The organism is Micromonospora sp. NPDC085948 (genome assembly GCF_040686315.1).
Classification (GTDB): Bacteria; Actinomycetota; Actinomycetes; order Mycobacteriales; family Micromonosporaceae; genus Micromonospora.
Window position 1 is genome coordinate 1 of the sequence record NZ_JBFBJW010000024.1, and the last position, 14,946, is coordinate 14,946.

The 14,946-nt window shown below is 67.3% G+C and carries 15 protein-coding genes, 1 tRNA gene and 2 pseudogenes; 12 read left to right on the forward strand and 6 right to left on the reverse strand.

Annotated elements, in window-relative coordinates; all coding sequences use genetic code 11:
• The first annotated feature begins 759 nt into the window (after positions 1 to 759).
• Positions 760 to 1,473 carry a hypothetical protein gene (locus AB0O48_RS33835; protein ID WP_357255797.1) on the forward strand — a complete coding sequence of 238 codons (714 nt, stop codon included), beginning with the start codon at positions 760 to 762 and terminating at the stop codon, positions 1,471 to 1,473.
• Here the strand turns inward: AB0O48_RS33835 and AB0O48_RS33840 are convergent.
• On the reverse strand, positions 1,417 to 2,733 hold the full coding sequence (locus tag AB0O48_RS33840) for an ISL3 family transposase (RefSeq protein ID WP_357255799.1): 1,317 nt from the start codon (positions 2,731 to 2,733) through the stop codon (positions 1,417 to 1,419). The genes AB0O48_RS33835 and AB0O48_RS33840 overlap by 57 nt on opposite strands.
• 272 nt (positions 2,734 to 3,005) lie before the next feature.
• Between AB0O48_RS33840 and AB0O48_RS33845 the strand changes: the two genes are divergently transcribed.
• On the forward strand, positions 3,006 to 3,611 hold the full coding sequence (locus tag AB0O48_RS33845) for an SGNH/GDSL hydrolase family protein (RefSeq protein WP_357255801.1): 606 nt from the start codon (positions 3,006 to 3,008) through the stop codon (positions 3,609 to 3,611).
• Positions 3,612 to 4,227: 616 nt separating this feature from the next.
• Here the strand turns inward: AB0O48_RS33845 and AB0O48_RS33850 are convergent.
• Positions 4,228 to 4,812: a hypothetical protein gene (locus AB0O48_RS33850; RefSeq protein WP_357255803.1), complete on the reverse strand. Its 585-nt coding sequence runs from the start codon at positions 4,810 to 4,812 to the stop codon at positions 4,228 to 4,230.
• Between the two features lie 159 nt (positions 4,813 to 4,971).
• Between AB0O48_RS33850 and AB0O48_RS33855 the strand changes: the two genes are divergently transcribed.
• Positions 4,972 to 5,970: an IS481 family transposase gene (locus tag AB0O48_RS33855; RefSeq protein WP_365069998.1), complete on the forward strand. Its 999-nt coding sequence runs from the start codon at positions 4,972 to 4,974 to the stop codon at positions 5,968 to 5,970.
• Positions 5,971 to 6,111: 141 nt separating this feature from the next.
• On the opposite strand, the pseudogene AB0O48_RS33860 reads toward AB0O48_RS33855, so the two are convergent.
• Positions 6,112 to 7,303, reverse strand: a pseudogene (locus AB0O48_RS33860) (helix-turn-helix transcriptional regulator).
• 338 nt (positions 7,304 to 7,641) lie between these two features.
• Between AB0O48_RS33860 and AB0O48_RS33865 the strand changes: the two are divergent.
• The 5 genes from AB0O48_RS33865 to AB0O48_RS33885 all read left to right on the forward strand — a co-directional run bounded on the left by AB0O48_RS33865 (position 7,642) and on the right by AB0O48_RS33885 (position 10,444).
• Complete coding sequence (locus AB0O48_RS33865; protein WP_357255807.1) at positions 7,642 to 8,097, forward strand: nuclear transport factor 2 family protein; 456 nt, start codon at positions 7,642 to 7,644, stop codon at positions 8,095 to 8,097.
• A gap of 42 nt (positions 8,098 to 8,139) precedes the next feature.
• The gene (locus tag AB0O48_RS33870; protein WP_357255809.1) at positions 8,140 to 8,625 is read left to right on the forward strand and encodes a hypothetical protein; all 486 of its coding nucleotides are present in this window, start codon (positions 8,140 to 8,142) and stop codon (positions 8,623 to 8,625) included.
• A 114-nt stretch (positions 8,626 to 8,739) separates the two neighbouring features.
• Positions 8,740 to 9,348 carry a hypothetical protein gene (locus tag AB0O48_RS33875; RefSeq protein WP_357255811.1) on the forward strand — a complete coding sequence of 203 codons (609 nt, stop codon included), beginning with the start codon at positions 8,740 to 8,742 and terminating at the stop codon, positions 9,346 to 9,348.
• Positions 9,288 to 9,950 carry a hypothetical protein gene (locus AB0O48_RS33880; RefSeq protein WP_357255813.1) on the forward strand — a complete coding sequence of 221 codons (663 nt, stop codon included), beginning with the start codon at positions 9,288 to 9,290 and terminating at the stop codon, positions 9,948 to 9,950. Before AB0O48_RS33875 ends, AB0O48_RS33880 begins: the two co-directional genes overlap by 61 nt.
• A 74-nt stretch (positions 9,951 to 10,024) precedes the next feature.
• Positions 10,025 to 10,444 (forward strand): DUF6334 family protein, encoded by a 420-nt coding sequence (locus AB0O48_RS33885; RefSeq protein WP_357255815.1) that lies wholly within the window; start codon positions 10,025 to 10,027, stop codon positions 10,442 to 10,444.
• Between the two features lie 134 nt (positions 10,445 to 10,578).
• Here the strand turns inward: AB0O48_RS33885 and AB0O48_RS33890 are convergent, their stop codons facing one another.
• Both AB0O48_RS33890 and AB0O48_RS33895 read right to left on the reverse strand, forming a co-directional pair.
• Positions 10,579 to 11,034 carry a hypothetical protein gene (locus AB0O48_RS33890; RefSeq protein WP_357255817.1) on the reverse strand — a complete coding sequence of 152 codons (456 nt, stop codon included), beginning with the start codon at positions 11,032 to 11,034 and terminating at the stop codon, positions 10,579 to 10,581.
• 185 nt (positions 11,035 to 11,219) lie between these two features.
• On the reverse strand, positions 11,220 to 11,381 hold the full coding sequence (locus AB0O48_RS33895; protein ID WP_357255819.1) for a hypothetical protein: 162 nt from the start codon (positions 11,379 to 11,381) through the stop codon (positions 11,220 to 11,222).
• A gap of 65 nt (positions 11,382 to 11,446) precedes the next feature.
• On the opposite strand from AB0O48_RS33895, the pseudogene AB0O48_RS33900 reads away from it, so the two are divergent.
• From AB0O48_RS33900 to AB0O48_RS33915, 4 genes and pseudogenes are all read left to right on the forward strand, one after another.
• A pseudogene (locus AB0O48_RS33900) lies at positions 11,447 to 12,104 on the forward strand (hypothetical protein).
• Positions 12,097 to 13,341 (forward strand): DNA methyltransferase, encoded by a 1,245-nt coding sequence (locus AB0O48_RS33905; protein ID WP_357255820.1) that lies wholly within the window; start codon positions 12,097 to 12,099, stop codon positions 13,339 to 13,341. Before AB0O48_RS33900 ends, AB0O48_RS33905 begins: the two are co-directional and overlap by 8 nt.
• On the forward strand, positions 13,338 to 13,547 hold the full coding sequence (locus tag AB0O48_RS33910; protein ID WP_357255822.1) for a helix-turn-helix domain-containing protein: 210 nt from the start codon (positions 13,338 to 13,340) through the stop codon (positions 13,545 to 13,547). Before AB0O48_RS33905 ends, AB0O48_RS33910 begins: the two co-directional genes overlap by 4 nt.
• A gap of 4 nt (positions 13,548 to 13,551) precedes the next feature.
• Complete coding sequence (locus AB0O48_RS33915; RefSeq protein WP_357255824.1) at positions 13,552 to 14,784, forward strand: tyrosine-type recombinase/integrase; 1,233 nt, start codon at positions 13,552 to 13,554, stop codon at positions 14,782 to 14,784.
• 87 nt (positions 14,785 to 14,871) lie between these two features.
• Here the strand turns inward: AB0O48_RS33915 and AB0O48_RS33920 are convergent.
• A tRNA-Pro gene (locus AB0O48_RS33920) sits at positions 14,872 to 14,945 on the reverse strand.
• Position 14,946 lies beyond the last annotated feature (1 nt).

A 14,946-nucleotide genomic window follows, 5' to 3' on the forward strand; every position in this document is an offset into this window, starting at 1 on the left:
TCCGAGACCACGTAGATGCTGGCGCCGAGGGCGAGAACCAGCACGGTCCCCGCGGCGGCCATCAGGCGACGCAAGCGTCTCTTCACATTCATCGGGTCCTCTCGGCGGTGAGGTGGAGCGTGGTGGTGGCGGGTTGAGCCTGTGTTGCCGGACCGATCCAGTTCGATACGGTTGGTGCCGTGGGCGGCGGTGGTTCGAGCCTCGTCTACCGACGCAGACCGACGTCACACGTCATACCTGTTTACATTAATGCCCGTCCATTCGTCGCGCCACCGGGTGCGGCCGTCGCATCCAACCCGGTCGACGCCCCACTGGCCGGGAACTTGCTGCCTCGGGGCTTGGGGCCAGGTGGATCGCTGGAATCGTCAGTGCGTTGCTGGCTGCGGTCGGCACGGTTGCCACCATCCTGGCGCTGCGCAGCGGACCGCCGGCCGACCGGCCCGGACCAACCTCGAACGGTCTTCTCAAGCACGTTGGGCGGGTACAAGATCATTGCAGGCGCTTAGAGTTCGGGGATGGTTCCCGCTCTCACTTACCAGGGCGCGCTGCGTCTTCTAGGCCGGCACGATTCGAAGGCGCTGACCCTTCTGGACAGTCTGCTCGGCGGCGTGATCCTAGCGGCAGGGCCGGCAGTGTTCGGCGGGGCGCAGGCCGCGGTGTTTCTGTCAGAAGAACGAGGCGGTTCGGCTACTACGCGGACTGGTTGCGGCCGGCGCCGGGCGGCTGTCGGGGGCGACCGGTCGCGACAGGTTCGAGCTGTTGCAGGCAGCGCACACGGCGATCGTGGGGGCAGCGCTGTTCGAGGCATGGCAAGCGCGGTTAGGTCCGGTGTGGGCAGAGCTGGAGGTCACCCGTGAAGAGCGGATCCGGCTGCTGACCGATCGGGACGGCGAAGACCTGGTGCAGGTGCTGGCCCGGTCGGAGATTCCAATGCCGACCGGGTTCGCGGGTCGGTCCGAACTGAAGCCGTACCTGAGCCGCGCAGTCGCCGCCGGTCACTCATTCTTCGCCGGGCTGGCCGTCGGCGAGCGGCGCACCTGGCTGGCTGCCCCGGAACTGGCTGACGAAGTGGTGGTAGACGCGCTCGACCGGTACCGCACGCTGTATCTCCAGCTCGCGGCAGACGTCAGGGAGTTCCTGATCTGGGCAATCCTGGCCGGGCAGGACTCGCTGCGCGCCGACCTCGCCCGTCAGGCCGGTGAGCAGTCGTCCGGGCTGGCGCGACTCACCGCCCTGCTGATGCCGCCCGAGCCCGGCCCGGGCCCGGCCGGACAGTCGGTCCTGTTGCACCAGGCGAACCTGGCCGTTCTGCGTCGGCCCCCGATCACCGCCGACACCCTGCGGTACGTGGAGGGTTTGCGCTTCCCGTCGATCGACGATGGCTACGTCACGCCGCACTATCGTGGCTCTTCGAAGTTAAGCGGGGTTGAGGTGTCCGCGGTGGCGTCGGGTGGTCGCGGTACGGGTCCGTAGCCGCTGATTCTCCGGATTCCGGAAGCCGTAGGCGTCGCGGGCGACGGTTTTGATGACGCGGTTGGTTCCTTCGGAGCCGGCGTTGGTGATCCCGGTGGTCAGGAACGCGTTGATTTGCGGCCACCAGGTCTCGATCGTGGTGGCGAGCCGGTGCAGTTCGGGCAGGTCAGAGGCGGCGCAGCGGTTGTAGAAGCGGCGCAACAGTCCGTGGACGAGTTCTCGGTCGGGCCGGGTGCGGGCGGTCGCGAGCAGGTCGAGCAGGTCTTCTTTCGCGTTCCACGCGGTCAGGATCGGAGCGCCGATCTTGGCCGGTAAGTTGTCGAGGATGTCGGCGAGACGGTCGACGTGTTTGCCGCTCATCCGGGCCGCCGAGCGAGTCAGCCGGTTACGGATGCGCCATTCGGAATCGGTGCTGCGGCCACGACGTCCGCGCTGGGTGAGGGTGACCCGGCGGCAGACCTCGGTGACGGCCCGATTGGCCAGTTGCACGACGTGGAAGTGGTCGACGACCAGCAGCGCGTGCGGCAACACCTGGCGGATCGCGGCCTTGAACACGGTGCACATGTCGATCGCGACCGCGGTGACCTGCTCGCGCCAGGCCGGTGAACGTGCGGCGAGCCAGCCGGTGACCGTAGCGGTGGTGCGGCCTTCGACCTGGGCCAGCAAACCTTGACCACCGGACAGGTCGCAGAAGCCGACATGCCACCGATCAGCGGTGACCGTCCACGATCCGGCCCGCTCGTCCCAGATCCAATGCGGCTTGCCGCGGCGGACCTCGTCGATGCCGAGGACCGCGACCGGCTCCGGCTCGGTCGGCAACACCGCGGCGGCATGGGCGGTGAACGCGGCGGCGACGATCGACCAGGAGACGCCGTGATCGCGGGCGGCTTGCACGATCGTGCGGCCGCGGTCGGCGACCGCCGCCCCGGCCGCCTGCCGCAACCGGGCGGTCAGCCGCGAGCGGGCTGGGACCTGGGCCACCTGCTCGGTGAACGACTTGCGAGGGCAGGCGAGTGTCGCGCAGTACCAGCGGCGTTTACGCCAGCGCAGCCGCACCGCCCTGCCGGCGACCGTCAGGTCACGCGGGCGGGTCGTGGTCCACTGCTTCACGCGTACCGCCCGCTGACCGCACTGCGGGCAGCATCGTGCCTGTTCACAACCGGTGGACAGGTCCACCACGGGAACGCCCGCGGCGTCCAGCTCGACCCGCTCGGCGACCAGGCCGTCCAGGCCCAGCAGCCGGGTCGTATCGTTGACCATGCTCGCAGCTCTTCACTTGTGACTGTCCGATCTAGACACTCAGATGATCACCGATGGGCTGCGAGCTCCTATATCCGGGTCGCCGTCAGCCGCGAACCCCGCTCAACTTCGAAGTTCCGCGATTCGCCGCCCTCCGAGGAGACGATATTGTGAACCCGCTTCTACTGCCCGTCGTCGCCGCTGAGGCGTTGTGGGTACGCCTTGTGACCAGAGGGGCACCCCCAGCTGCCGGCCCAACCACGGGAACTGTGGGGGACGCCTCGGGACCGCTGGTGCGCATCGGTGTCCTGGGCGAGTCGCCCGCAGCTGGCTGCGGAGTTGACACACATGACAACGGGTTCCCAGGCTGCTTCGCGCGTGAACTCGTCGCACGCACAGGCCGGCCGGTCCAGTGGGAAGTGGTCGGGCAGGACGCTGCGACCGCCCGCCGCATCCGCTACCGACTCCTACCACAGCTCGGCGATGACCTGACTCTTGCTGTGCTCATCGCGGGCACTAACGACGTCCTCGCCCGACGCGCCCCCGAACAGTGGGGCGATGATCTCGCTGCCATCGTTGACGATCTAACAGAGCGCGCGGAGCACGTTGTCGTGACCGGGGTCCCACCCTTCGAGGCTTTCCCGTCGCTACCGACCACCCTGGGTCGTTACCTCGCCCAGCGCGGGGCCGCAATCGATGAGGCCTCTCAGCAGATCTGTGCGGAGCGGCCGCGGGCAACGTGGATCAGCTCGGCGGATTTCCCCCCTGAAGGCCCGGATTTCCCGCCTGCAGGACCGGACTACTTCGCTGAAGACCGTTTCCACCTCTCGGCCTTCGGTTACCGTCATTGGGCGCGATATGTCGCAGGCCACCTCGCCCTCGGCGAGCTTTGCTCCTGATCATTCAATGTGGCCAAAACGAGGAGGAGACCTGCCCCTCGTGCGCCCAGAACTGGACAGTGATGGACAACGACCTTCCGTTCATCGACGAACATCGCCTGCTCGTGTCAGCCCCCGCGCTTGCGGTATGGCGTTCTCTCGCCACAGTGCTCCCAGGTCCTTCAGGCCTGAGCACGGGAATCTTCGCCTGTCTGCTAGGCGCAGCGCCGCGCCAAGCCGCTGGGACGCCTCTCGACGAAGGCGCGACCTGGCCCGGATTCGAGGTCTCACAAGCCACGCGCGCGTCTCGTGCGGCTCACCGGGCGTCATCGATTCTCGCGGTACGCCTTGGTTTTGACCCTGGATCCACAGCCTGAAGGAATGATGCTCAGCGCTCGAACGTACGCGAGATTTCCAGGAGTCCACGGATGGGTCTATCAGCAATTGGTCATAGGTTCAGGCGCCCATCGTATCGTGGTGGCGCGCCTGCTCCGCAAGGTACGTCGCCGGGCTGAGACCCACGGCGGACACTGAGCCATTCCACGCAACGCGTTGAATCAGCGGCTACGGACCCGCACCGCGGCCACCCGACGCCACCTCGGACACCTCAACCCCGCTTAACTTCGAAGAGCCCCTATTACGCGATTCGACCATCAACCGGTGGAGGGAAGCGGATCGGCTGGGTGGGCACATCGATCTCTTTGACCTCGACTGGAACAATCCAGGGCTCGTGGGTGCCGAACCGGCATTCCAGGACTAACTTGATTGGCGGCCGATGATGCGGCTTGGCCGTGACCCATGTGTCCGACATCTCGACCCCCAACCCGCGCCGCTCAGAGTGGAACCAATTCCGCCCGATTTGCTGCCAGGTATCCCCATGAAGTAGGCGGTACGGCTCGCCCGGATCCTCAACGCCAAAACGCGGCCAAAGGCGGACGACCACTTCATCGAGACAATGAAGGGCAAGCGGCCCGACCAATTCCAAACTGACGAAAACCATGTTGGAGCGAGCCGGAGGAATTTTCACTAGCCTCGCCGTCGCTTGAAATTGCGGCCGGAGTTCCGCGTGTAAGCGAGTCTCCTCGATCTTGGTTAGCGTCGATGTCGCATCAGCTGAACTCTTCGCGGTCCTGTATGCGAAGTACGCGACGAATGCAGTGGGAATCGCTAGGACTGCGCCGGCCACCTGGCCGATCGCGCTGGCGACTGCGGGTACATCCACGAGACCAACATAGCCATGACAGTCCAACATGGCCGCCCCCACGTTGACCGCTAGCTGTACTGACCACGGACGTTGGTGACGGGGAGATCTTGAAATAGGTGAGGGCCTTCGGGTTCGGTGTGGATTGCGACGTCCTACCCCGAACCAGCGGAGGCCCTCATGCCCCACCGTAATGCACCCTTGTCCGAGACCGGCCGGCTGCGGCTGGCTCGCTGTGTCGTTGACGACGACTGGCCGCTGCGCCGGGCTGCGGAACGGTTCCAGGTCAGCCCTACCACCGCGAAACGGTGGGCCGACCGTTATCGCGTCGAGGGCGTGGCAGGGATGGCTGACCGACCCTCACGCCCGCACCACAGCCCGACACAGACCCCGACGCGCACCGAACGACGCATCATCAAAGTGCGGATTCTGCGCCGATGGGGACCAGCGCGCATTGCTTATCTGCTCGGGCTGAACCTGGCCACCGTGCACCGAGTCCTGACCCGTTACCGGCTGGCCCGTCTGACACATCTGGACCGGGCCACCGGCCGCAACGTGCGCCGCTACGAGCACGACGCCCCCGGCGACCTGGTCCACGTCGACATTAAGAAACTCGGCAACATCCCTGACGGCGGCGGCCATCGCGTCCACGGCCGCGCCGACGGCAGCCGCAACCGTTCAGCCCACCGCGATCCGACCCGCCCCCGCAAACTGACCAACCGACCAAACCTCGGCTACCAATACCTGCACAACGCCGTGGACGACCACTCCCGGCTCGCCTACACCGAAATCCTGCCCGACGGGACCCGCGAGAGCGCCGCGGCGTTCTGGCAACGCGCGCACGCGTTCTTCACCAACGCCGGCATCACCGTCAAACGCGTACTCACCGACAACGGCGCCTGCTACCGCTCCCATCTCTGGCGCGACACCCTCGCCCACGCCAGGATTACCCACAAGCGCACACGGCCCTACCGACCCCAGACCAACGGCAAAGTCGAACGGTTCAACCGCACCCTGCTCGACGAATGGGCCTACGCACAGCCCTACACCAGCGAGACCGAACGCCGACAAGCCCTCCCCGGCTGGATCCACTCCTACAATCACCACCGCGGACACACCGCACTCAACGGCCTACCACCCGCAAGCCGCGTCCCCAACCTCACGGGTCAGTACAGCTAGCTATCCACGTGTCTGCCTTCGCGGCCATCGACGCAAGGGCCTGCACCCGCGACGACTGGGACCCCGCCAGAAGTGCACTCACATGGCCGCAATGCGCGCTGAACAAGCAGGCGGGTGTCCGCTGGTCGGGCGTGCCGTCCGCTATCGAGTCACGGGTCGGTACGCCTCGTACACCTCGCGGAACGCCGCGACCTCCGCCGTCCCGGTGTGCTCGACCCGCCGGAGCACCTCCCGCGCCCGCCACCAGTTCGAGGACACCACCCGCCCCGACCGAACGGCGTCGGCGGCGGCGGCGACGCTGGCCTCGTCCGGCTGGTCGGCGGCCGACAGGGCCATCGCGAGATCCAGACGGGCGGAAGCAGAGCGCCGTGGCCGCTCACCGCCATCGCCGCGCGGATCCAGATCCGCCAAGGCACTCCGGGCCATCTGCTCGGCAGCCGGGGTCCCCCGCCCATGCCAGCGTGGTGGCCGTGTACGCCAATGCCTTCGTCGGGTCGTACCGGTAATGGTGCTCGGCCCGCTCCGGCACCGGCAGGTTCGCCGTCAACCGCTCCAGACGATCCAGCGCCGCACGTGTCCGCCGCACGTCAGCCAACCGCGCCCACACCCGCGCCTCCTGGGCGGTCGCCTGGATGTACGCCGAACCACCCCGAGGAGCCACCCGCTGCGCCTGCCGCGACAGGTCCAGCACTCGCCGGTAGTCGCCCCGGGTGAGCGAGTCCCACGCCTGCGTCTCCAGACACCACGCCTGGATCTCCTGATGCTCAGCATGCTCGGCAAGAGCCATTGCCGTACACAGATGAGCGCCTGCGGCGGGCTGTTGCAGCAGATCAATGTGCACCGTCGCCCGCAGCACCGTCAGCCAACCACCGGCGACGACGAGCCGTCGGCGCTGCGCCAGTGTCCCGCGACCGTCGAGCAGCCGCCCCACATAGGCCAGCTGGCGACGCACGAGCGGCAGCAGATCATCCGGCAGCATCGTTGCGTACGTGCTTGCCAGGTCATCCACCCCCGCCTCGATCCGAGCGAGCGTCTCGGCACTGACATCGCTGCCCCGCACCCGAGCCAGCAACTCCCCGGCCTCGGTGTCGTGGTCGACGGGCTCGTCCACCAGACGGGCGAGTGCCCCGCCGGCTCGCAGCAGGTCGTCGAGGTGGCTTGCCGTTTCGGGGGTGGGGGCCTTCGCACCGGTCTCCAGATCGTGCAGATGGCTCTTGCCTCGGTGAGCAAGTCGGCCCAGCGCCCGCAACGACAGCCCACGTTCGGCCCGAAGCGCACGCAGTTGCACACCGAAGCGCGGATCAACATGCGACACGGCGACGCCCCAATCCACCACCCAGACACAGCTCACGCCGAATCCGAAACCCACTGCTACGGACGGTACATCGAGCAATCACAGTTCGTGCCGACCGCTCATCGTCGCCGCCGCACCTGGGGCCAGGACACGTCGCCCAGGCCCCGCCGGTGCCGCCCCGCCGGCGGGGCCTGCTGGCACGTCGCTGCACACGCTCATGGCCGATGCCAACGCACTCGATACGGCCGACGGAGCGCTTCGGGGCAGTCAGATCGGGGCTGCGGTCGGTAGGGTGCCGGCGATGGGATGCCGGCCATTCCCCGATGGAGTCCTCGGCATGCCACAGGTGACATCCACCGATTCGAAGGAAGCCCGGCATGAGCAGCCCACGCGAAACCTTCCTCCGGCTGGTGAACGGTGTCTGCGACGGTCCGTACGAAGACTTGGCTGACCTGTACGCCGAAGAAACCCATGTCACGCATCCGTTCCACCCGCTCGACCCGCCTGCGCTGCTCAGCCGCAGTGAGCTGCACGAGCACTTCACCGCGCCGCCTCCGGTCGCCCGGACGCTGAAGCGTCAGCCGGTCGACGTGACGATTCATGAGACCGCCGACCCAGAGGTGATCGTCGCCGAGTTCGCCTATCAGGGGCGGGTCGACGAGACAGGCGAGACGTTCCGAGTGCCGTGTGTCTTCGTGCTGCGTATCCGCGACGGGCTCATCATCGAGTCCCGTGACTACATCGACCACATCTCCAGTGCGCGGGCCTGGGGTCAACTCGACAGTCTGCTGACCGCGCTTTGTCCGCAGGAAAGCACCACCATGCCCGAGTGAGTGGGCAGCCTCGGCGATTCCATCCACTGTCAACGGAGAGCGATGATCACGGGTTCCGACACTGTGTTCGTCACCGGCGCACCAGTGGCGGCCGCCGTCCGGATGATGCTGGACGATCTTCATCGCCGCTGGCCCGACATGGTGGTGGCTATGACTGGGGCGGACGGGGAGCGTTTCCTGCCCTGGCCGGCGGTGCGCACGAACGTGCCGATCGGCATGGGTGAGATCCTCGTCGCTCGCGACACCCGGATGGAAGAGCGATGGGACGAGGTCGGCTACCGCCTCATGGAGCACGAAGAGGGACCATTCGCGATCCTGTATCGGCCCGCCGCTCGACCCGTGGTCGAGATCCAGCTCAAAGGCGATCCCTACGGCGGCGAGTTCGGCTTCCGCCCGTATCCGGCCACGTTGGTCGCTGCCGGGCTTTCCCTCGTCACGGCCGTCACGCCCGACCTTGAGAGTGCCTTCAGTAAGAAACTCCTCGAAGGACTCGGGCAGGCGCTGGTCGACCAGGCACAGCCCAGCTGACACGTACTCGCACAGGTACGTGATTCCGGCGTGCATGACGACGAGTTCTTGGCGTCCAGCCGCTCCGGCACAAACAGCTGGTTACCCCGCAGCCTGCCGGCTTAATGTGCACGCGTGACACTGACCGACGCGGATTGGTGGTCGAAGCTCCGGGCGCTGGACGAGCCGGTTGCGCCGGTGACGGCCCTCATCGGGCCGGAGTCGATCCTGCGGGCCTTGGTGGAGGGGGCCATGCCGGAGCCGATGCGGGTGGCGTTGGACGAGCGGGTGGCGCGAGGTGAAGGTGATGGCATCGAGGTGCCACGGCACTTCGACCACGCTGCGGCCCAGGCCCGGTTCGACCGGCTCGCCGAGCGGTTGAGCGAGGCCTACGGTTGCCCGTGCGATTCGGGGCTGGCCCAGGACTCCGCCTGTTTCGGCAGCATCTGGATTCCCGCCGAGGCCAGCCGCAGCCGCACGAAGCGCACACGGATCCCGCTGTCCGCGACCGTGAGTGTGAGCAAGTTCGGTGACCTCGCCACCTACGGGTCTTCCAGCCCGCACGGTCAGAAGCCTCACCTGCACCCCGACGACCGGCAGCGGATCGAGCCGGCGCTCACCGGGCTCGGCTACCTCATCGTGCCCGAGCACATCCTCGCCACGCCGTATGACGGGCCCAACGGATGGGTCTTCGTCTCGACGGACGACGCGACCTGGTCGACTCGATTCTTCGACTATCTGTGAGAGCGATGAAGCCCGCCTCCCACCGTGACGACGCGGTGCAATCAAAACGTGTGGAGCCGCCCGGCGTCGTGTGGGACCGTCCGGTGGTGGGGCAGATCGGACGGTACCGCTACGTTGGTCCGGCGGAGCTGAATGGCCAGGGGACCGCGGCCGTGGACGCCGTTGCCGTCGACACAACTGCCTCGCTCGACGGCTGGCTCGCCCAGCGGGATCGCGAAGACGTCATCGAGCCCTTCACGTTCGTCGTTGCTCTCGACGGCATGCTCAGGCTGGCGCCTCGTCGAAGCGAACACGTCGCCCTTGCCGAGGGTCAGGATGTCCTCGCCGCCGGGGAGACAAGGTTCGCTCCCGCAGAGACCGGCTGGCGCGTCGCCGAGGTGACAAATCAGTCGACTGGCTACTGCCCCGACCCGGACTCCTGGCCCGCAGTGGCCAGGGCACTCGACCGCCTGGACGTACCGCATCCCGGCACCTTCACCGACCAGGTCATCTTCCGTCGATGCCCCGCCTGCGGCGAGCGGAACATCGTGCGGGACGACGACTTCACCTGCGCCCTGTGCGACGGCCGCCTACCCGTGCGGTGGAACTTTCCGCCGGGCTGATCAGCACGTCGATGCACACACTCATGCCGAATTGCGGATACCTCGGCCGGCGCCGTCGATGTCATGATCGCCCTGTGGCGCATGACGTGTTTCCTTGCGGGCCTTCCGTGTTGACCGATCTGGCTGAGGTCGTCCATATGGCGCACATGGACGACCCTGCCTGGCTCGTGGGGGTCCAATTCCGCTTCCACGAGGGATACCTCCAGGTGGAAGTTGATCCGGACGACGACTCGGTCGAGATTTCCTTCGATCCGCAGCAACGGCCGCAGCTTCGTCACTGGGTGTCGGATGCGGTGCCCACCCGAATGGATCAGCATTACGCCGACCTGCTCGGCATGGCCTGCGCCTGGCGGTGGGTGCTTCGCAATCAGCAGGGATACGAGGACGCGTTCCAGATCGAGCTGGGCACACGGTCGTCAACCACGACGTTGCAGTACCTCGCGATGGCCTCGCGCCTCCACGTCCGCCAGGCGAAAGACGTGCCGGTCCCGTAGACGGCTTGGTCCTGAGACGCACCCACATGCCGCCGATCGCGCGCTACGCAGTGTCACGACAACCGGATCAAGCCGGCGCCCGGTCGGTCTCGTGGCCGAGGTAGAGCCAGAAGCGCAGGCCCGGGCTCATGCCATCAATCGAGGCAGTGGACGTGGACGACGATGTGCTGTGGCTGACCGCCTGTGTCTCGGTGTAGGACCTCAAGCTTGACCCGGTGCCGGTCCTCTGAGACGGGGTCGTCCTTCTCGCCGGCCAGGCAGGTTGGATAGGTACCGTCGTTGTGCAGTGTCCCGCTCACGTCCTGCCAGCTTTCGGCGATTACTGAGTAGATCGTGTCGCCATCGAGAGGGCCCCGTAAGGTCTCGTCTTCCTCAAAGGCGATGGACCTGATCTGGTCGTTCGACCAGGTGACCGTCCCAACGAGCAGCTCCGGCTTGGCGGTGTGCGGATCGTCGGCAAGCTTGGCCGCCCCGAAGCCGCCGACCAGCCCTACGGCGACCAGCGCTAGGGAGAACGCAATCGTTGCGAGGCGACGATTTGGCGGGGTAGCGACCGCAGCTTGCAGTGCGTCGGCGGATGCCACTGGCATGCCTGCAAGGTACGCGATCGGCGCCCACAGGGCTGGCCCGAAAGCGCACTCTCATGCCGCGATGCGCGCTGCGGCTCATGCGCCGAACAGTCACCCTCAGTTATCACGATCTTGGCTCGGCTCGGACAGCCGAGCGTCGCCGAAGCTGATGCCAGATCGACGGCAGGATGGCGGACCTGTGCACGTTAGGCCGTACCCAGTTGGGCACGTTGGCCCGTACGCCGACGGATGTCGTCGACAGTCGGCGTCTCGACGGGTCTGACCTGCGCGTTCAACTCGTTGAAGATCTTGTTCAACTGGGCGGCGTCGAGCGGAGCGCCCGGCTCGGCGGCGAGCGCGGTTTCCAATCCGAGGCTCGGATTTGTAATCCCCCTAGTGTCAGCGCTTGTCGGCGGACGTGGCCCACACGCCCATGCCGAAGCCCAACTCCACCGCCCCCGGTGACCGGCCTCAGCCGGCACCGGCCGGGCTGCTCCTTCCCCGAACCCGCCTCCCGAGCACGCCCCATGCGGGAGTGCCAGACTGGCACGGGCTATCCCCGAGCCACCTCGCCTACCTCATCCGCCGCTACACCCAAGCCGGCGACGTGGTGCTCGACCTCGACGCGCACCCCGCCGCCATCGCTGCGACCGCCTACCTGGACCGGATATCGGCCCGGCTGGTCACCGGTCGCCATGGCCTGCACGTGCGGCTCCTGCCGCACACCCCCGAACACCGGACCCGCCACGCCATGCGGCGCCCCGGCCCACGTGCCGACCTGATCCTGGCGGCCTCTGCTACGCCCCGGCGGGTTCCTGCTTGTCGGACTCACCGCCTCGCAGCCTCAGCGGGGTGAGTTCAGCCGCCGCGCCACGGTCATCGCCGCAGCCCGCGGCGTCGGTTTCTTCTACCAACAGCACATTCCCACTGTTGTCGTCCCACTGCCCGAGCACGAGCCACGCACCGCCCCGGAACACCCCGACGAGGCCGACAACGGCCGCCGCCTGCTCGCTGGCCGCCACCTTCCGACGTTCCGGGATCTGGTCGTGCTCGGGACCACCGCCACCGGCGAGGAGAGCGCCCATGCCTGAGTCCCGTCCGCCGTCCCACATCGGCGACCCCCACGACTCCGAAACGCCGCACCCCAGCGCGTCCCACCTGGCAGCACTGCTCGCCGAGGGCTACCTCGGTTCGGTCTGGCTCACCGGTCAAACCGCGTCGCGGGACCTGCGGCGCGGCCGATACACCCCGGAGTCGTTGACGCACCCCGGCAAGATGCTGCCGACCATTGCCCGCTACGCCATCCGCACCTACACCAACCCCGGTGACGTGGTCCTCGACCCCATGGCCGGCATCGGCACCACCATCATCGAAGCCATGCACCTCGGCCGCCACGGCGTCGGCGTCGAGTACGAAGCCGAATGGGTCGCCAAGGCCGCCGACAACATCCGCCACACCCTTCAGGCCGGGGCGCCGGGCCGGGGCGAGATCTACCACGGGGACGCGACCGCGCTTCCGGCACTGCTGCCGGCCAGCCTGCACGGCCAGGTCTCCCTCGTGATCACCTCGCCGCCCTACGGGTCGTCCACCCACGGTCACGTCCGCACCCCTGGCGCGAGACGCGGCAAGGTCCGCAAGATCAACCACAAGTACGGCGGCGTCGACAACCTCGCCTACCGCAGCCACGGCCAACTCGCCGACGGATTCACCGCGATCCTTGCCGGCTGCCGGGCTCTGCTACGGCGCGGCGGGCATGTCGTCGTCACCGCCCGGCCCTACCGCCGCCACGGCGAACTCATCGACATCCCCGGCCTGGTCGCCGCCGCCGGCATCAACGCCGGCCTCGAACTGGTCGAGGAGTGCATCGCCCTCATATGCGGCGTCCGCGAAGGCGTGATCATCCCTCGGGCCTCGTTCTTTCAGCAGAAGAACGTCCGCGACGCCATCGCCAGCGGTGACCCGCAATGGCTCGTCCAGCACGAGGACGTGCTGGTCCTGAGAGCCCCGGCGATCTCCGTCCCACACGACGCCGAGAGCAGGTCAGCGCGCACCACGGCGCACGCTGACCGGCTTGATGACTTCGCCCCGCACCGCGTGGATCGACGTGCACAAGTGATGCCCCCCGGAAACGCCAGTCCTGGCGGCAGCGCCATCGATCCCCGGTCCCACCCGGACCGGGATGGTGAAAGGACATCCGATCCGTGCCCGCCCTATCCGCACCCCACGCCAGGGGACGTACGGCCCGACCCCACCGCCCACCGGCGGTCAAGCGACCCCGACGGGCCACGCCCACCACTCGGTTCACCTACTGCTCCGGGCCGGCAATGAACACCCCGACGGCAGCCGAGTGGCGACCCGACCCTCTCCTGACCATCGATGACGTCGCGACCTGGTTGGGCAAGCCGAAGAACACCCTCTACGCCTGGCACAGCCGAGGCAAGGGACCCCGCGCCATCCGCGTCGGCAACACCCTGCGCTACCGGCGCAGCGAAGTCGAACGCTGGCTCGACGACCACACCGACGCGGAGCGCTGACCCCATGGCCCGACCTGAATTGCCCCTCGGCACCTGGGGCAAGATCCGCACCCAGAAACTCGGACCCAATCGGTTCCGCGCACGAGCACGGTTCCGCGACTACGACGGCAAGACCCGCGACATCGAGGCCACCGGCACCACCGACCCGGCCGCCGAACGAGCGCTGAAGGTCAAGCTACGTGACCGTGCCACCCCCAACGACGACGAGATCACCCGCGAGACCCACATCAACAAACTCACCGACCTGTGGATCGAAGAGATCACCGCCGAGGAGCGGATCGCACCACAGACCATCCAGCGATACCAGACCAGCATTCGGAACGCGATCCTGCCCGCCCTGGGAAACCTCCGAATTAGAGAAGTCAGCGTCGGGCGCCTGGATCGGTTCCTGCGCGACATCGCCAAGGACCATCCCTCGGCAGCCAAAGGCGCGAAAGTCGTCCTGAGCCAGATGTTCGCCCTGGCCGTTCGCCACGGCGCGATCCCCACCAACCCCGTACGCGACACCAGCCGGCTCCGCAAACCCCGCCGCACGGTCGTCGCCCTCACCGACGAGAACCTCCAGGCCGTCCGCACGGCCATCCGCGACTGGCAGCGACCGATCCCCGGAAAGCCTGGACCACGGCACAGCGGCGATCTGGCGGACATCGTCGACCTGATGCTCGCCGCCGGCGCCCGCATCGGCGAGATCCTTGCCCTGCGATGGGAGGACCTCGACCTCGCCGCCGAACGCCCCACCCTCACCATCTGCGGCACGCTCGTCTTCATCAAAGGCCAGGGCTTCTTCCGCCAACCCTGGACCAAGAGCGACGCCGGCTGGCGGATGGTCGTCCTGCCCAGCTTCGCCGTCGGAATGATCATGGCCCGCAAACTCGTCGCCGCCGACAACCCCCACGACGCGATCTTCACCTCCCGACGCGGCACCTGGCTATCCCCCAACAACGTCCGCCGTCAGTGGCGTGAGGCACGCGCCGACACCGACCTCGCCCGGGTCACCCCCCACACCTTCCGCAAGACCGTCGCCACCCTCATCAAGGAAGAGACCGACACGAAAAGCGCCGCAGCACAGCTTGGACACTCCAGCGAGGAGGTCACCGCCACGTACTACATCGCCAAGCCCGCCCAAGCCCCAGACGTCTCCGACATCCTCGAGCGACTCGGCACCGACCGCGAACGACGTCCCACACCCGCACTGCCGACGCGCAGGGATGACGAACCTGGTTGCCGACCCCGGTAAATGGGGAGTTTTCGGGGACGGTTCAAAACCCCATAGACAAACTTAAAGCCCTGACCAACGTTTCCGCTGGTCAGGGCTTTTTGTCTGTCGGGACGGCCGGATTCGAACCGACGACCCCTTGACCCCCAGTCAAGTGCGCTACCAAGCTGCGCTACGTCCCGC